This window comes from Natronorubrum thiooxidans (genome assembly GCF_900156475.1).
GTDB lineage: Archaea > Halobacteriota > Halobacteria > Halobacteriales > Natrialbaceae > Natronorubrum > Natronorubrum thiooxidans.
Window position 1 is genome coordinate 17674 of the sequence record NZ_FTNR01000006.1, and the last position, 14500, is coordinate 32173.

The window sequence follows — 14500 nt, forward strand, 5'->3', positions numbered from 1 at the left end:
TATGACAGATTTCGGACTGAAAATCAGGATGGTCGTCGTTGGCGCCATCCTGTTTGCCTTCTACGTCGGTGCAGCAACGGTTATCGCACTGATGTTTGGCGTAAGCCCGCTCCTGGTACTCCCCGCTGGGATCATTATCTTGCCTGCGATCCAATATAAACTCGGCAAATGGATGGCACTCAGAGGTGCAGAAGAGCTGCCCGAGGACGGGCCATACCGTGACGTCCACCAGATGACCGAATCGCTCTCCCGCGATATGGGCGTCAAAACGCCCAAACTGATGGTCATGGATATGGGCGTCCCCAACGCCTTCGCCGTCGGTCGGAAAGGCGCTGGTGTCGTCTGCGTCTCGACGGAACTCATGCAACTCCTCGAACGCGACGAACTCGAGGGCGTCATCGCCCACGAGATCGCCCATATCAAAAACCGCGACGTCATCACCATGGTCGTCGGCCAATCGATCGGGATGATCGTCGGCTACGTCGCCTACTTCGCGGTCCTGATGGGTGGCGAGCGAAACATCGGCACCTGGATCCTCGCGATGGTCGCCTCCTCGCTGGCGAACATGCTCGTGATGATCTTCGTGCTGGCCATCTCCCGGTACCGCGAGTACGTCGCCGACGACGACGCTCGCCAGTACATCGGCAGCGGCGACCCGCTCGCTCGCGCCCTCGAGAAGATTTCCAGTGGCGCACAGGGCAAAGAGTCGACGATGGACGACAGCATGAGCGCGCTCTGTATCTTCAACGCCGACAAGAGTCTGATGGCACAGCTGTTTGCGACCCACCCGCCGACCGAAAAGCGCATTGAGAAACTCCGCAGCTAACGACTGCTCGACACGTCGACCCTCGAGTCACCGGACGACCGACGTGATTTTTTACGCCCACCCACGACAGTGTAGTACGTGACGGAAATTCATCCCGGCCAGCGCGTCGCCGTCCTCGTCGACGCCCAGAACCTCTATCATACTGCACAGAGCATCTACAGCCGCAACATCGACTACTCCGCGCTCCTCGAGAAAGCCGTTCAGGACCGCCAGCTCACCCGCGCGATCGCGTACGTGATCCGTGCGGAAGCGCCCGACGAGGAGAGTTTCTTCGAGGCACTGGTCGATATCGGCTTCGAGCCCAAAATCAAGGATATCAAGACGTTCGCCGACGGCACCAAGAAGGCAGATTGGGACGTCGGAATGAGCCTCGACGCAGTAACACTCGCCAATCACGTCGACACGATCGTCCTCTGTACCGGCGATGGCGACTTCTCGCGGCTGTGTTCACACCTGCGCCACGAGGGCGTCCGCGTCGAAGTGATGGCGTTCGAGTCATCGACCGCCGACGAACTCATCGAGGCGACGGATTCGTTCCTCGATCTCGGGGACCGCCCCGAGACGTTCCTGCTCTAACTGCCGGCGCTCGAGTCTCAGGAGCGATTCGAGTACCGGCGCTGTGAGATGCCGATCAACAGCGCATAGCCCGTAATAAAAAGCGTCACACCCGTCAAGAGGTACATCACCGTCCCCGAGACGAAGGTGGCCGGACCGGCCAGCGTCAGGGTGCCGAACACGAGCAGCACCACCCCGAGCACGATTTGCGTGGCGTCCATGCGATACTATTACTACTCGATCGAGTATTATAATGTTCGCTATCTCGTTTTTGTTCGTCGAACTGGACGGTCACCTGTCCTGTACCGTCGACCGCACAGTCGCGACACGAGGTCGAAGGGCTTTCGACGGCCCGCATGCAACCTCGCCCAATGAGTGAGTCAGCCGACGAGAACGGGCAGGCGGGACTGGCGAACCTGCGAACGATCGCGGACTACCAGTTCGGTGCCGGCGCGGGCGCTGCGTTGTTCCCACCCACCGAATCGCTGACGATCAAACGCACCACGTCGGGACGCCCCCAGCAGGTCCACGCCGAAACCGGCCGCCTCGTCTCCTTTGGCACCGACGGCCGATTCACCCTCGGCCTCGAGGGCGGGCAGCGACTCCACGACGCCCTCGAGCACCCGGCTTACCGCGTCGTCGTCGACGACGAGAGCGAACCGTTCGTCCGCGACGAAAAGAACGTCTTCGCGAAGTTCGTCCTCGAGGTCGGCGACGAGATCCGACCGGGCGACGAGGTGTTGGTGGTCCACGAACGCGGCGAGTTGATCGCGGTCGGTACAGCACAGCTCGGGGCTGGCGCGATCGCAGACTTCGATACCGGAATGGCCGTGACCGTCCGCGAAGGCGCGCCTGCATCCCAGTAGCTGGCGAATCAGCGCTTGCAGTCGCGCTCGAGCGCCGTTTTCTCCGCGCCCGAGACGCCGGGATCGTCTGCTGCTGTGAGCGACATATCCCCCGTGTACGCTGCCACGAGATCGGACGCACCATCGAGGTGGCCCCGATCGTGGGCGACTCCGGTGACTCGATCTCCCGGCAGTCCCATCCGGCGTTCGTCTTTCGACTCGAGCAGTTCGAGGAGTCCATCGATTCGTCGGCCGACGGGTCAAGCGGCGGCTCGCAGCCGGTCGAACACGGCGGTTCTCGAGTGCCGCTTGCGTGTCGGATTCCGTACGCCGAACGACAAAGTAAAAGGTCGCGGGTGGCGACGTGTCGGATATGTTTGGAGGAGGCGGCGGACTGAACCCGCGCAAGATGGAACAGATGATGAAACAGATGGGGATCGATGTCGAGGATATCGAGGCCGAAGAGGTCATCATCCGCACCGACGAGTACGATCTCGTCTTCGACGACGCCGAGGTCACGAAGATGGACGCCCGCGGCCAGGAGACCTACCAGGTCATCGGCTCGCCGGCACAGGTCGAGTCCGGCACAGCGGGTGCAATCGACGAGAGCGGCGACGATGACGACACCTCGAGTGCGATCCCCGACGACGACATCGAACTCGTCGCGACCCGCGCCGGCGTCAGCGAGGACGAGGCCCGCGAGGCACTCGAGCAAAACGACGGCGATCTGGCCGCCGCAATCGGTGCCCTCGAGTGACGATCGCGTGAGTAGCGATCCAGATACCGACGAGGCGAGCGACACGGAACCGGACACCGAGGACGCAGGCGGCCGCGTTCCCGTCTTGCTCGTCCGGGGCGACCGCGAGTATCTCGTCGCCCCCGGCGGCGAGCAAGGCACCGACCTCGGCGTGCTCGAGGTCCCCGAGGACGTCCAGCCGGGCGAGACCATCGAGACCCATCTGGGCGATGCGTTCCAGGTGCGTCGACTGCGTGGCCCGGACCTATTTCATCACTTCGAGCGCACGGGCGCACCGATGGTGCCCCGTGACGTCGGTCTGGTGATCGGCGAGACGGGGATTTCGCGGGGCGACCGCGTACTCGACACTGGAACCGGCACGGGCGTCCTGTCGGCGTCGATGGCACGCGCTGGGGCCTCGGTCGTGACCTACGAGCGTAATCCGGAGTTTGCCGCGGTCGCTCGCGAGAACATGGAACTTGGCGGCGTTTCGGATGCCGTCGACGTCCGCACGGGCGATCTGACCGAGGAACTCGAGGAACTCGAGGACAAGTCGTTCGACGTCCTCACTCTCGATACCGGCGATGCACCGTCGATCGTCGCCCACGCCCCCGACCTGCTGGTCGAGGGAGGGTTCGTCGCGGTCTACAGTCCCTTCATCGAGTCGACTCGTGAGGTCGTCGAGACGGCCCACGAGGCCGGCTTATCGAACGTCCGCACGCGCGAGACGATTCAGCGCGAGATGCAGTTCGACGACCGCGGTTCCCGGCCGTCGACCGCGCCGGTCGGCCATACGGGCTATTTGACGATCGCTCGGAACGTGTAGTGGCGACTCGGCCGGGCCCCGTCGGTGAGGGCTCGTTTTCGGTGATCGTGTCCCACTGAGCCACAGTGTATGCCACAGACTGGGCTGAGCACTGTACCCCACTCATCGTCACAACTCTCATTCAGGTTCGAGTTTCGAATTGTGGCGACTGTTCGCAACCTTCTTTATTCGCTCGCCTGTCTGCGAACATAGAGATGGCTGTACTCTGGCTGGACGAGATCAGTGCCGGCGACATAGAGAAAGTCGGCGGCAAAGGTGCTTCCCTGGGAGAACTCACGGGTGCTGGGCTACCCGTACCCCCGGGATTCGTAGTAACTGCCGGCACGTACCGTTCGTTCATCGAAGAAGCCGAAATCGACGACGAACTGTTCGAAGCCGTCGATGTCGACGTCGACGACTCGAGTGCGCTTGCGGATGCGGCCGACCGCGCACAGGAACTCATTCTCGAGACGCCGTTTCCCGACGCACTGCGCGAAGAAATCCTCGCGTCCTACGCCGAGGTCGGTGACGGCGAGGCGTTCGTCGCCGTTCGATCCTCGGCGACGGCCGAGGACCTGCCCGACGCGTCGTTTGCGGGCCAACAGGACACGTACCTCAACGTTACCGAGGAGGCGCTGCTCGACCGCGTACGTGAGTGCTGGGCCTCGCTGTTCACCCAGCGGGCGATCTACTACCGGCAGGAACAGGGCTTCGATCACTCCGTGGTCAACATCGCCGTCGTCGTTCAGCAGATGGTCGATGCCGAGAAGTCGGGCGTGATGTTCACGAGCCATCCATCGACGGGCGATCCGACGATGATCATCGAGGCCGCGTGGGGGCTCGGCGAAGCCGTCGTCTCCGGGGCCGTCTCGCCGGACAACTACGTTGTCTCTCGAGACGATCGAACGGTCGACGTCACCGTCGCCGAAAAGAAGGTGATGCACGAAAAAGACGACGAGACGGGTGAGACCGTCGAACGTGACGTCCCCGAAGACAAGCGAAACGAGCGCGTGCTCGACGACGAGGAGATCAACCACCTGGTCGAACTGGGCGAACGCGTCGAGGACCACTACGAGACCCCACAGGACGTCGAGTGGGCGATCGTCGATGGCGAAGTCTTCATGCTGCAGTCTCGTCCCATCACGACGATCAGCGAGCACGCTGACGACTCAACAGGTGTCGCAGCCGGTGGCGTCGACGTCTCGGAAGGCGTGACCGACGGCAGCGGAAGCACACAGGCTGCAACCGGTGGCAAGTCAGCGAGTGGGAGTGGGACCGGCGACGTACTCGTCGACGGACTCGGCTCGAGTCCGGGAACGGTCAGCGGCGCGGCACGGATCGTCGAAAAGCTCGACGACCTGGCCAAGGTCGACGAGGGTGACGTTATCGTGACCGAGATGACGATGCCGGACATGGTACCGGCGATGAAACGGGCCGTCGGGATCGTCACCGACGAGGGCGGCATGACCAGCCACGCCGCGATCGTTTCCCGCGAACTGGGCGTTCCGGCCATCGTCGGGACGACCAACGCGACGACGGTCTTAGAAGACGGTCAGGTCGTCACGCTCGACGGCGACAAGGGTGCCGTCCTCGAGGGGAAGACGGTCGATCCCGACGAGGAAACCGAACCGGTCGAGGAGGTTCGCCCGCAGTCGCCGGTCAAGCCGATGACCGCGACCGAAGTCAAGGTCAACGTCTCGATTCCCGAAGCCGCAGAACGTGCGGCCGCGACGGGAGCCGACGGCGTTGGACTCTTGCGGACCGAACACATGATCCTCTCGCTGAACCAGACGCCGGAGAAGTTCATCGAGGAACACAGCGTGGACGCCTATATCAAGGAACTCATCCAGGGGATCCGAACCGTCGCCGACGAGTTCTATCCACGACCCGTCCGCGTGCGGACGCTCGATGCGCCGACCGACGAGTTCCGCCAACTCGAGGGTGGCGCGAACGAGCCCGAAGAGCACAACCCGATGCTCGGCTACCGCGGCATCCGGCGCTCGCTCGACCGCCCCAACGTCTTCGCCCACGAACTCGAGGCGTTCCGCCGGCTCTACGAGATGGGCTACGACAACGTCGAGATCATGCTCCCGCTGGTCAACGACGCCGAGGACGTCTACCGCGCAAAGGAGCTGATGAAAGACGCCGGCATCGACCCCGACAAACGCAAGTGGGGTGCCATGATCGAGACGCCGGCCGCCGCCCTGTCCGTTGAGGGAATGGCCGAGGCAGGCATCGACTTCGCCTCCTTCGGGACGAACGATCTCACCCAGTATACGCTCGCGGTCGATCGGAACAACGAGAACGTCGCCGACCGGTTCGACGAACTCCACCCCGCAATCCTGCGGCTGATCGGTACCGTCATCGAGACCTGCCGCGAACACGACGTCGACACGAGTATCTGTGGACAGGCCGGCTCCAAACCGGAGATGGTCCAGTTCCTCGTCGACGAGGGTGTAAGCTCGATTTCGGCGAACATCGACGCCGTCCGCGACGTCCAACACGAGGTCAAACGGACCGAACAGAAACTGTTGCTCGATTCGGTTCGCTGATCGTCACCGTCTAAACGCGTTTTTTGCGGCGGCTGGTCCCGAGCTACGGCGATACTCGAGTCGCAGCTTTGCCTCCTCACAGCGGGTGTGAATTCGACAAACAGAACGCATAAATCAGCCCGAATCGACGTACGTGATATGCAAATCGAGCCGCAGGCGTTCGATCGGGTGCTCTCCTCGATGTGTACGGAGCCCCACCCGGTAGCGCGCGAGGCGGCCAAGCGGTTTCTCGCGACGAACCCCGGTGATCCCGGAACCTATCCGGCCGTCACGGCACTCGAGGACGAAGCCATCGCGATGCTCGGCGAGCTTACCGGCCTCGAGGATCCATCCGGCTATATCGCCAGCGGTGGGACGGAGGCGAACATTCAGGCCGTCCGGATCGCCCGTGATCGGGCTGAGACGCGGACGCCGAACGTCGTTATGCCCGAGTCGGGCCACTTCAGTTTTCAGAAGGCCGCCGACGTCCTCGGCGTCGACCTTCGAATCGTCCCCACGGACGAGACGTATCGGGCCGATCTCGAGGCCGTCCGCTCGTGTGTCGACAGGGAGACGGCGCTGATCGTTGGCGTCGCGGGCACGACCGAGTACGGCCGCGTCGACCCGATTCCGGCACTCGGCGAGCTCGCGGCGTCGGTCGACGCCATGCTCCACGTCGACGCCGCCTGGGGTGGGTTCGTCCTGCCGTTCACCGACTACGAGTGGCACTTCGGCCACGCCGCGGTCGATACGATGACGATCGATCCCCACAAGATGGGGCAAGCCGCCGTCCCCGCTGGGGGACTGCTCGCTCGCTCGGCCGACCTGCTCGACGAACTCGCCGTCGACACGCCGTATCTCGAGTCGACGTCCCAGGCGACGCTGACCGGGACCCGCTCGGGAGCCGGCGTCGCGAGCGCGGTCGCAGCGATGGAGACGCTGTGGCCGGATGGCTACCGCGACCAGTACGTCCGCGCACAGCACAACGCCGAGTGGCTCGCCGACGCCCTCGAGAAACGCGGCTACGACGTCGTCGAACCGACGCTGCCGCTCGTGGCAGCCGACGTCCCGCAGTCGACGTTCGACGCGTTGCGCGCAAAGAGGTGGCGCATCTCCCGGACTGCAACCGGCGAACTTCGGGTCGTCTGTATGCCCCACGTTACCCGTGAGATGCTCGCCTCGTTTATCGCCGATCTGGATCGGCTCGAGATGCGCGCAAGTGTGCCAATGACGAGCGACGACTGACGGATGGCCATGGATCGATTCGATATCGTCGCGTTCACCGGGTTCGTTGGACTGGTCGCGGCGTCGACGGTGCTCGAGGGAATCGTGGTGGCGGCCGCGCTCGGCGGCTTTGCGCTCTCACTCTCGAGTTGGCGACTGCACGCCGGCCGCCCCTGGGAGGCGGTGGCCTGGCTGGCATGGGTCGGCGCGGCTGTCGTGCTCGTGATCAGTCCCGGCGAAACGGCGTTCTTGCTCGCCTTCTTCGGCTGTTTGCTCGTCGGGCTCGGACTCTTCTTTGGCAGCCGACTGGCGGTGCTACCGGCCGTCTGGCGGGGAGAAGGGGACGATACCGACTGAGGCCGATTAGTGGCTACTGATCGGCAAGCCAGTCGGCAAAGTCGACGGTGAGAAACTCGTAGTACTGGATAACGCCGAGTGCGAGGGCAACGAACAGGACCACCACGACCGGGACTCGGACGGCCCAGATCCAGGCCGCGCCGAGCGAGCCGAGATCCCCGATCCCGAGTTCGAGTTCGTCGACTGCGAGATTAGCGAGTGACCAGCCGACCAGAATCATCAACAGGAGTCCCCCGAGCACGAGCAGGATCTGATCTGCGAACAGATCGAAGAGGTCGAGCAAGACGAGATCGGACGCTGAGGGGATGCCGAGCAGAAACAGCACGACGCCGACGCCGAGCGTCGCCCTCGTACGATCGATATCGCGCTCGTCGATCAGGTAGGCGATGACGACTTCCATCAGGCTGATCGCACTCGAGAGGGCGGCGATAGCGACCGTTCCGAAGAAGACCGCACCCATGAGCCATCCGAGCGTGAGATCACCGAACGCCGCCGCCAGCGAAACGAAGATCGCGCCAGCGCCGGGAGCACCGGGATCGACGCCCGCCGTAAAGAGGATCGGAAAGACGATTAAGCCGGTAATAAACGCGATCGCGGTGTCGAAGCCGATGATGATCGCACCGTCCTCGGCGAGGTTGCGATCCTCACCCAGATAGGACGCGTAGGTGATCATTATCCCCATTCCGAGCGAGAGCGTAAAGAACGCCTGTCCGGCTGCTGCGGGGAGGATACTCGTCCACTCGGCAGCGATCGTTCCCCACTCGGGCGAGAGATAGTACGCGTACGCCTCGCTTGCACCCTCGAGCGTGGACGCGTAGACGGCCATTCCGACTGTGATGACGACGATCAGGGGCACCAGCACTTTCACTGCGAGTTCGATCCCGCGCTGGATCCCGTAGGCGACGATGACGACCACGCTCGCCATGAACAGCGCGTGGAAGGCAATGGCCTCGAGCCCCGTTGCAAGGGTAACGAACTGGCCTTCCGCTTCGGCGGCGTCCGCGAGATATCCGTTCTGCAGTCCGAGGATCGTATAGCGAATCGTCCAGCCGGCGACGACGCTGTAGTACGAGAGGATGACGAAGGTGGTCACGATGAAGATCCAGCCGAGGTACTGCCAGAGCCCGCTGCCGATTTCCCGCAATGCACCGACGGGGTTCCGTTCTGTGTAGCGGCCGACGACGAACTCGACGAGTATCGCCGGGAAGCCGACGAACGCGACGAACAGCAGGTAGATCAGTAGGAACGCGGCTCCACCACCTTGCCCGACCTGAAACGGAAACCGCCAGATGTTCCCGAGACCGACTGCGCTCCCGACGGCCGCGAAAATGAACCCGAACCGGGTCGCCCACTGCTCACGTGGGATGTCGACAGAGCTCATGCTAGCTACTCTTGATATACATATCAAAAGACCACGTGATCGTATAGACGAGTAATCACCGCTTTTCGAGCGCTCCGACCGATACAATCGTCGACGGGTGTGACTCGTGACAACAAACATATTTCATATCGGACTCCGCTGTGCTCGACCGTACCCGCCCTCTGTGCTCGACCGTGCTCGCACAGCGGTGACTGGTGACGGCGACCGGCTCGGTGCCGTCGATCGAAAACCGGCGGGTTTTACGCCCGCCGCCGACTCAGCATGGGTATGAGCAACGACGAGTTTCCGACGGACAGGCCTGCGGTCGTGACCTGTGGGTTGCCGTATGCAAACGGCGACCTTCACATCGGTCACCTGCGGGGGTATATCGGTGCCGACGCGTTCAACCGCACACTCGAGACGCTGGGCCAGACGTCCGCCTACGTCTGTGGCTCGGACATGCACGGCACGCCGGTTGCCGTCAACGCCGAGAAAGAAGGCGTCGATCCTGAGGACTTTGCACTGGAGTGGCACCACCAGTACGAGGAGACGTTCCCCAAGTTCAACGTCGACTTCGACAACTACGGCCACACCCACGACGAGACCAACGTCGAGACGACCCAGGAGATCGTCCGCACACTGGACGACGAGGGGTACATTTACGAGAAGGAGATCCAGGTCGCCTACGACCCCGACGCCGACCAGTATCTCCCTGACCGCTACGTCGAAGGAACCTGTCCGTACTGTGGCGAGAAAGCCCGCGGCGACGAGTGTGACGAGGGCTGTCAGCGCCACCTAGAGCCCGGCGAGGTCGAGGACCCGACAAGTACGATTACGGGCAACCCCGCGGAGTACCGCGAGCGCACCCACAAGTTCTTCGAAGTCTCCGAGTTTGCGGACTACCTCACCGAGTTTTTGGACGGCCTCGAGGGCACCTCGAACGCGCGCAACCAGCCCCGCCAGTGGATCGAAGACGGCCTGCAAGACTGGTGTATCACGCGGGATATGGACTGGGGGATCGATTACCCCAACGGAAACGACGAAGGCGGAGACGACCTCGTCCTCTACGTCTGGGTCGACGCCCCGATCGAGTACATCTCCTCGACCAAACAGTACACCGACCGCGTCGGCGCCGACGAGTACGACTGGGAGCACGTCTGGCGCGAGGATGGAGACATCGTCCACTTCATCGGCCGGGACATCATCCAGCACCACGCGATCTTCTGGCCGGCGATGCTCGAGGGTGCAGACTACAACGCCCCACGCGGGATCGCCGCGACCGGCTTCATCACGATCAACGGCAAGGGGCTCTCGACCAGCCGCAACCGGGCGATCTGGGCGAAAGAGTACCTCGAGGAAGGCTTCCACCCCGACCTGCTGCGATACTATCTGATGACGACGGGCGGCCTCCAGCAGGACGTCGACTTCTCCTGGGAGGCGTTCCAGGAGAAAGTCAACGGCGAACTCGTCGGCACGGTCGGTAACTTCTGGTACCGCTCGCTGCTGTTTGCCTACCGGAACTACGAGGGGACCCCCGAGACCGAGGTTTCCGAGGACGTCCACGCCCGCATCGAGGGGGCCATCGACGACCTTCGCGACGCGGCCAACGACTACTCGCTTCGCGGTGTCGGGCAAGCTGCCACGGAACTCGCCCAGTTTGGCAACGAGTACATCCAGCGCAACGAGCCCTGGAAGCTCACTGACGACGACCCCGAACAGGCCGCACAGGTCATCCGCGACTGTGTCCAGATCGCCAAGGCCGTCGGCGTTCTCCTAGAGCCGATCGCACCCGACAAGGCCCAACTGCTGTGGGAGCAACTCGGCGAGGACGGTGCGGTTGCAGACACAAATCTCGAGGCCGCCCTCGAGACCCCACCCCGACACTTCGAGGAACCTGGCGAACTCTTCGACAAGATCGAGGACGAACGCGTCGACGACCTCACGGCAAAACTCGAGGCACGCGTCGACGAAGCGTCGGACGACGGTGACGAGGACGAAACCGAAAGCGACGACACTGGGGCGGACGAAGCCACGGATATGGCAGACACAGACGACCTCGAGCCACTCCTCGAGGACCGCATTGGGTTCGACGAGTTCCAGGATCTCGACATTCGCGTCGGCCAGATCGAGGCGGCCGACGGGATCGAAGGCGCAGACGACCTCGCACGCCTCGAGGTCGACATCGGCTTCGAGACGCGACAGGTCGTCGCGGGCATCAAGCAACTGCACGACCTCGAGGAACTGCCCGGCGAGAAATGTATCCTGCTGGCGAACATGGAGCCGGCAGAGCTGTTCGGCGTCGAATCGAACGGGATGATCCTCGCGGCCGGCGACGACGCCGACCTGCTGACGACTCACGGCGACGCCGAAATCGGCGAAAAAGTCCAGTAGACGTCTCGCCGTTCGGACGCTGCTTGGCCATTGTTGTCGTGTTCGGAACACCGCTTTTCACTCCAGTTTTCGAGCGCTATCGAACACAATTCAGCATATTGCCCCTCCGAACGGCAGAAAGCGCACCATCAAACAGATCTTTGTGTGATGACACAGACCGTCGTGTGTGGCCCTCGATAACGTTTGGCACTACTTCGACCGACAAATTTTGCGTCGAACGCTGGTGCCGATCGGTGTCTTCGTTGTGACCGTCGTTGCGGGCGTCCTTGGGCTTTCGATGCTCGGGAACGTCGGCCTCGTCGAGGCAACGTTCTGGCTGGTGGATCTGACGAGTATCGATCTGCACTTCGAGGAACACACTGGCCCCGAACGGGCAACCAAAGCCTACGCGATCCTGGTGACGGTCGGACTCATCCTCTCGGGACTGTGGATCGGCGAGACGGTCGTTACCGAGGCGTTCGGGGGACGGATTCAATCGGAGGTATCACGAGCAACAATGCACCGACGAATCGAAAACACCGACGATCACGTCATCGTCTGTGGCTACGGGATGTTCGGGCGGACGATCGCCAACCGACTCACCGAGGCGGGTCAGACGGTGGTCGTCATCGAAATCGACGAGACTCACGCAGAACGTGTCCGTGAGGACGGCCATCTGCTGGTGACGGGCGACGCCAGACGCGAGCAAGTCCTGCGGTCGGCTGGCGTCGAACGAGCGACGAAACTCGTCGCTGCGATCGACGACTCGAACGTCAACATTCAGATCGCGATCGTCAGTGGGACAGCCACGTCGTCTCCCGACATCCTCGTTCGCGTCGGCAAGGAGATGTACGAACCAGTCGCGAGGGAAGCCGGTGCCGACGACGTCATCATTCCCGAGGTCGTCAGCGGCGAGCGCGTTACCCGCCTGCTCGAACCCGAGCGGCCGGCAGACTGACTCGAGTGTGTCGTCTGTCTGGATGCACTGTCGTGGCACACTTCGGTCGGCACAAATAGTACTCGAGACCGAGTTAATCACCTATCTTTTTGACGGTGCTTGCGCTACGTCGAGCCATGAGAAACGCAAAAATCGTCTGCACGCTCGGACCAGCCTCGAGCGATCGGGAGACGATCGGGGACCTCGCGGACGCAGGGATGTCAGTCGCGCGGCTCAACGCAAGCCACGGGACGCGTGCGGATCGTGCCGATCTGATCGACCGCGTCCGTACCGTCGACGAGAACCGAGCCGAACCCGTCGCAGTAATGCTCGATATGCAAGGGCCGGAAGTTCGGACCGCGCCGCTTCCCGAGGGGGAGACGGTCACCCTCGAGACGGGGTCGGAGATCCGGTTCGTCGAGGGCGATGAGGCCTCGCCGAAGCAGGTCGGCCTCTCCTTGCCGATCGACGCCGTCGAGGCGGGTGATCGAATTCTGCTCGACGACGGGCTGATCGAGACGACCGTTCTCGAACGCGACGGCGAGACGGTCCGCGCTCGAGTCGATACCGGCGGCGAGTTGGCCGGGCGCAAGGGCGTGAACGTCCCGGGTGTCGACCTCGATCTGGATATCGTCACCGAAGACGACCGCAAGGACCTCGAGTTAGCTGCCGAGAAGGACGTCGACTTCGTCGCGGCGAGTTTCGTCCGCGACGCCGAGGACGTCTACGAGGTCAGCGAGGTTCTGGAGGAACTGGGCGCAGAAATCCCCCTGATCGCGAAGATCGAACGCGCGGGTGCAGTCGACAACCTCGACGAAATCATCGATGCCTCCTACGGGGTCATGGTCGCCCGCGGCGATCTGGGCGTGGAGTGTCCGATGGAGGACGTGCCGATGATCCAGAAACGAATCATCCGCAAGTGTCGCAACACGGGCTCGCCGGTGATCACGGCGACGGAGATGCTCGACTCGATGGTTCACGCCCGTCGGCCGACGCGGGCGGAGGCATCAGACGTCGCAAACGCCGTCCTCGACGGCACCGACGCAGTCATGCTGTCGGCTGAGACGGCGATCGGTGACCATCCGGTCGCGGTCGTCGACGCGATGGACAGCATCGTTCGGCAGGTCGAAAACTCCGAGGAGCACGCCGAAGTGCTCGAGCAACGCGTCCCCGCTGCCGGCGAGGCGCGGACGGACGCACTGGCTCGGTCGGCGCGCTTTCTCGCACGTGATATCGGCGCGGACGCGGTCGTCGCCGCGACGGAATCCGGCTATACGGCGCTGAAGACGGCGAAGTACCGTCCCGGCGTCCCGGTCGTCGCCTCGACACAGAGCCACGGCGTTCGCCGCCAGTTGGCGCTATCGTGGGGTGTCACGCCGCTGTATGCGAACGTTTCAGATCAGGGGGCCGACGCCGTCGTCGAAAAGGCCGTTCAGGCGGCGCTCGATGCCGGCGTTGCCGAGAGCGGAGACACCGTCGTGGTCCTCTGTGGCATGATGACCGACCTCGAGGGGGCGAACACGACGAACATGATGAAAGTCCACGTCGCGGCGGAGGCGCTGACGACTGGCCGCGTCGTCGTCGAGGGCCGAGCAACTGGTCCGCTGGTGCACCTCTCCGATGGCGACCTCTCGGACGTGCCCGAGGGGGCAATCCTGGCGCTGCCGGCCGATTTCGACGAGGAGTTCGCGGGCGATCCAGCGACGATCGGCGGGATCATCGACGCCCAACGGGGACTGACCGGCTACCCGGCGCTGGTCGCCAGAGAGATGTCGATCCCGATGATCAGCGGTGCCGTTCTCACCGACGCCGATGACGGCGATACCGTGACGCTCGATGCCGAACGTGGCGTCGTCTACGGCGGCGATATCAGCGACCGAGCCGATCGCTCCTGAGACTGTCGGCCGGAGTCGATACGAAGTCGATCGGCCTCTCTCGAGTGACTCGAGTCGAC

Annotated in this window: 14 protein-coding genes; 11 read left to right on the top strand and 3 right to left on the bottom strand. The window is 63.3% G+C overall.

Features of this window, described 5'->3' with window-relative positions; all coding sequences use genetic code 11:
* The first annotated feature begins 1 nt into the window (after position 1).
* Both BW940_RS09485 and BW940_RS09490 read left to right on the top strand, forming a co-directional pair.
* Positions 2-826 carry a M48 family metallopeptidase gene (locus BW940_RS09485; protein WP_076608969.1) on the top strand — a complete coding sequence of 275 codons (825 nt, stop codon included), beginning with the start codon at positions 2-4 and terminating at the stop codon, positions 824-826.
* A 78-nt stretch (positions 827-904) separates the two neighbouring features.
* A complete protein-coding gene (locus BW940_RS09490; protein ID WP_076608970.1) occupies positions 905-1402 on the top strand; it encodes a LabA-like NYN domain-containing protein in 498 nt (165 codons plus the stop codon).
* 17 nt (positions 1403-1419) lie between these two features.
* On the opposite strand, the gene BW940_RS09495 is transcribed toward BW940_RS09490, so the two are convergent.
* Complete coding sequence (locus BW940_RS09495) at positions 1420-1602, bottom strand: hypothetical protein (protein ID WP_076608971.1); 183 nt, start codon at positions 1600-1602, stop codon at positions 1420-1422.
* A gap of 150 nt (positions 1603-1752) precedes the next feature.
* Between BW940_RS09495 and BW940_RS09500 the strand changes: the two genes are divergently transcribed.
* Positions 1753-2247 (top strand): PUA domain-containing protein, encoded by a 495-nt coding sequence (locus BW940_RS09500; protein WP_076608972.1) that lies wholly within the window; start codon positions 1753-1755, stop codon positions 2245-2247.
* An 8-nt stretch (positions 2248-2255) separates the two neighbouring features.
* On the opposite strand, the gene BW940_RS21485 is transcribed toward BW940_RS09500, so the two are convergent.
* Entirely contained in the window at positions 2256-2426 is a 171-nt protein-coding gene (locus tag BW940_RS21485; RefSeq protein ID WP_159440162.1) for a hypothetical protein, read from the bottom strand.
* A 173-nt stretch (positions 2427-2599) separates the two neighbouring features.
* Here BW940_RS21485 and BW940_RS09505 point away from each other — a divergent pair, with 173 nt between their 5' ends.
* The 5 genes from BW940_RS09505 to BW940_RS09525 all read left to right on the top strand — a co-directional run bounded on the left by BW940_RS09505 (position 2600) and on the right by BW940_RS09525 (position 7879).
* Positions 2600-2983 (top strand): nascent polypeptide-associated complex protein, encoded by a 384-nt coding sequence (locus BW940_RS09505; protein WP_076608973.1) that lies wholly within the window; start codon positions 2600-2602, stop codon positions 2981-2983.
* A gap of 7 nt (positions 2984-2990) precedes the next feature.
* Positions 2991-3788, top strand: a complete 798-nt coding sequence (locus tag BW940_RS09510; RefSeq protein WP_076609186.1) for a methyltransferase domain-containing protein — start codon at positions 2991-2993, stop codon at positions 3786-3788.
* A 194-nt stretch (positions 3789-3982) separates the two neighbouring features.
* The gene (ppsA, locus tag BW940_RS09515; RefSeq protein WP_076608974.1) at positions 3983-6319 is read left to right on the top strand and encodes a phosphoenolpyruvate synthase; all 2337 of its coding nucleotides are present in this window, start codon (positions 3983-3985) and stop codon (positions 6317-6319) included.
* Positions 6320-6457: 138 nt separating this feature from the next.
* The gene (gene mfnA / locus BW940_RS09520; protein ID WP_076608975.1) at positions 6458-7543 is read left to right on the top strand and encodes a tyrosine decarboxylase MfnA; all 1086 of its coding nucleotides are present in this window, start codon (positions 6458-6460) and stop codon (positions 7541-7543) included.
* Between the two features lie 3 nt (positions 7544-7546).
* Complete coding sequence (locus BW940_RS09525) at positions 7547-7879, top strand: hypothetical protein (RefSeq protein WP_076608976.1); 333 nt, start codon at positions 7547-7549, stop codon at positions 7877-7879.
* A gap of 13 nt (positions 7880-7892) precedes the next feature.
* On the opposite strand, the gene BW940_RS09530 is transcribed toward BW940_RS09525, so the two are convergent.
* Positions 7893-9260: a sodium-dependent transporter gene (locus BW940_RS09530; protein WP_084776747.1), complete on the bottom strand. Its 1368-nt coding sequence runs from the start codon at positions 9258-9260 to the stop codon at positions 7893-7895.
* Between the two features lie 267 nt (positions 9261-9527).
* On the opposite strand from BW940_RS09530, the gene metG reads away from it, so the two are divergent.
* The 3 genes from metG (at position 9528) to pyk (ending at position 14441) form a co-directional block, all read left to right on the top strand.
* The gene (metG, locus tag BW940_RS09535; protein WP_076608977.1) at positions 9528-11630 is read left to right on the top strand and encodes a methionine--tRNA ligase; all 2103 of its coding nucleotides are present in this window, start codon (positions 9528-9530) and stop codon (positions 11628-11630) included.
* Between the two features lie 166 nt (positions 11631-11796).
* Positions 11797-12567 carry a potassium channel family protein gene (locus BW940_RS09540; RefSeq protein WP_076608978.1) on the top strand — a complete coding sequence of 257 codons (771 nt, stop codon included), beginning with the start codon at positions 11797-11799 and terminating at the stop codon, positions 12565-12567.
* Positions 12568-12683: 116 nt separating this feature from the next.
* A complete protein-coding gene (pyk, locus tag BW940_RS09545) occupies positions 12684-14441 on the top strand; it encodes a pyruvate kinase (protein ID WP_076608979.1) in 1758 nt (585 codons plus the stop codon).
* The last annotated feature ends 59 nt before the right edge of the window (positions 14442-14500 follow it).

Coding starts and splice junctions, on each gene's coding strand:
- BW940_RS09495 (WP_076608971.1), bottom strand. CDS start 1,602: ATGGACGCCACGCAAATCGTGCTCGGGGTGGTGCTGCTCGTGTTCGGC.
- metG (WP_076608977.1), top strand. CDS start 9,528: ATGAGCAACGACGAGTTTCCGACGGACAGGCCTGCGGTCGTGACCTGT.
- pyk (WP_076608979.1), top strand. CDS start 12,684: ATGAGAAACGCAAAAATCGTCTGCACGCTCGGACCAGCCTCGAGCGAT.
- BW940_RS09500 (WP_076608972.1), top strand. CDS start 1,753: ATGAGTGAGTCAGCCGACGAGAACGGGCAGGCGGGACTGGCGAACCTG.
- BW940_RS09485 (WP_076608969.1), top strand. CDS start 2: ATGACAGATTTCGGACTGAAAATCAGGATGGTCGTCGTTGGCGCCATC.
- BW940_RS21485 (WP_159440162.1), bottom strand. CDS start 2,426: ATGGGACTGCCGGGAGATCGAGTCACCGGAGTCGCCCACGATCGGGGC.
- BW940_RS09525 (WP_076608976.1), top strand. CDS start 7,547: ATGGCCATGGATCGATTCGATATCGTCGCGTTCACCGGGTTCGTTGGA.
- ppsA (WP_076608974.1), top strand. CDS start 3,983: ATGGCTGTACTCTGGCTGGACGAGATCAGTGCCGGCGACATAGAGAAA.
- BW940_RS09505 (WP_076608973.1), top strand. CDS start 2,600: ATGTTTGGAGGAGGCGGCGGACTGAACCCGCGCAAGATGGAACAGATG.
- mfnA (WP_076608975.1), top strand. CDS start 6,458: ATGCAAATCGAGCCGCAGGCGTTCGATCGGGTGCTCTCCTCGATGTGT.
- BW940_RS09530 (WP_084776747.1), bottom strand. CDS start 9,260: ATGAGCTCTGTCGACATCCCACGTGAGCAGTGGGCGACCCGGTTCGGG.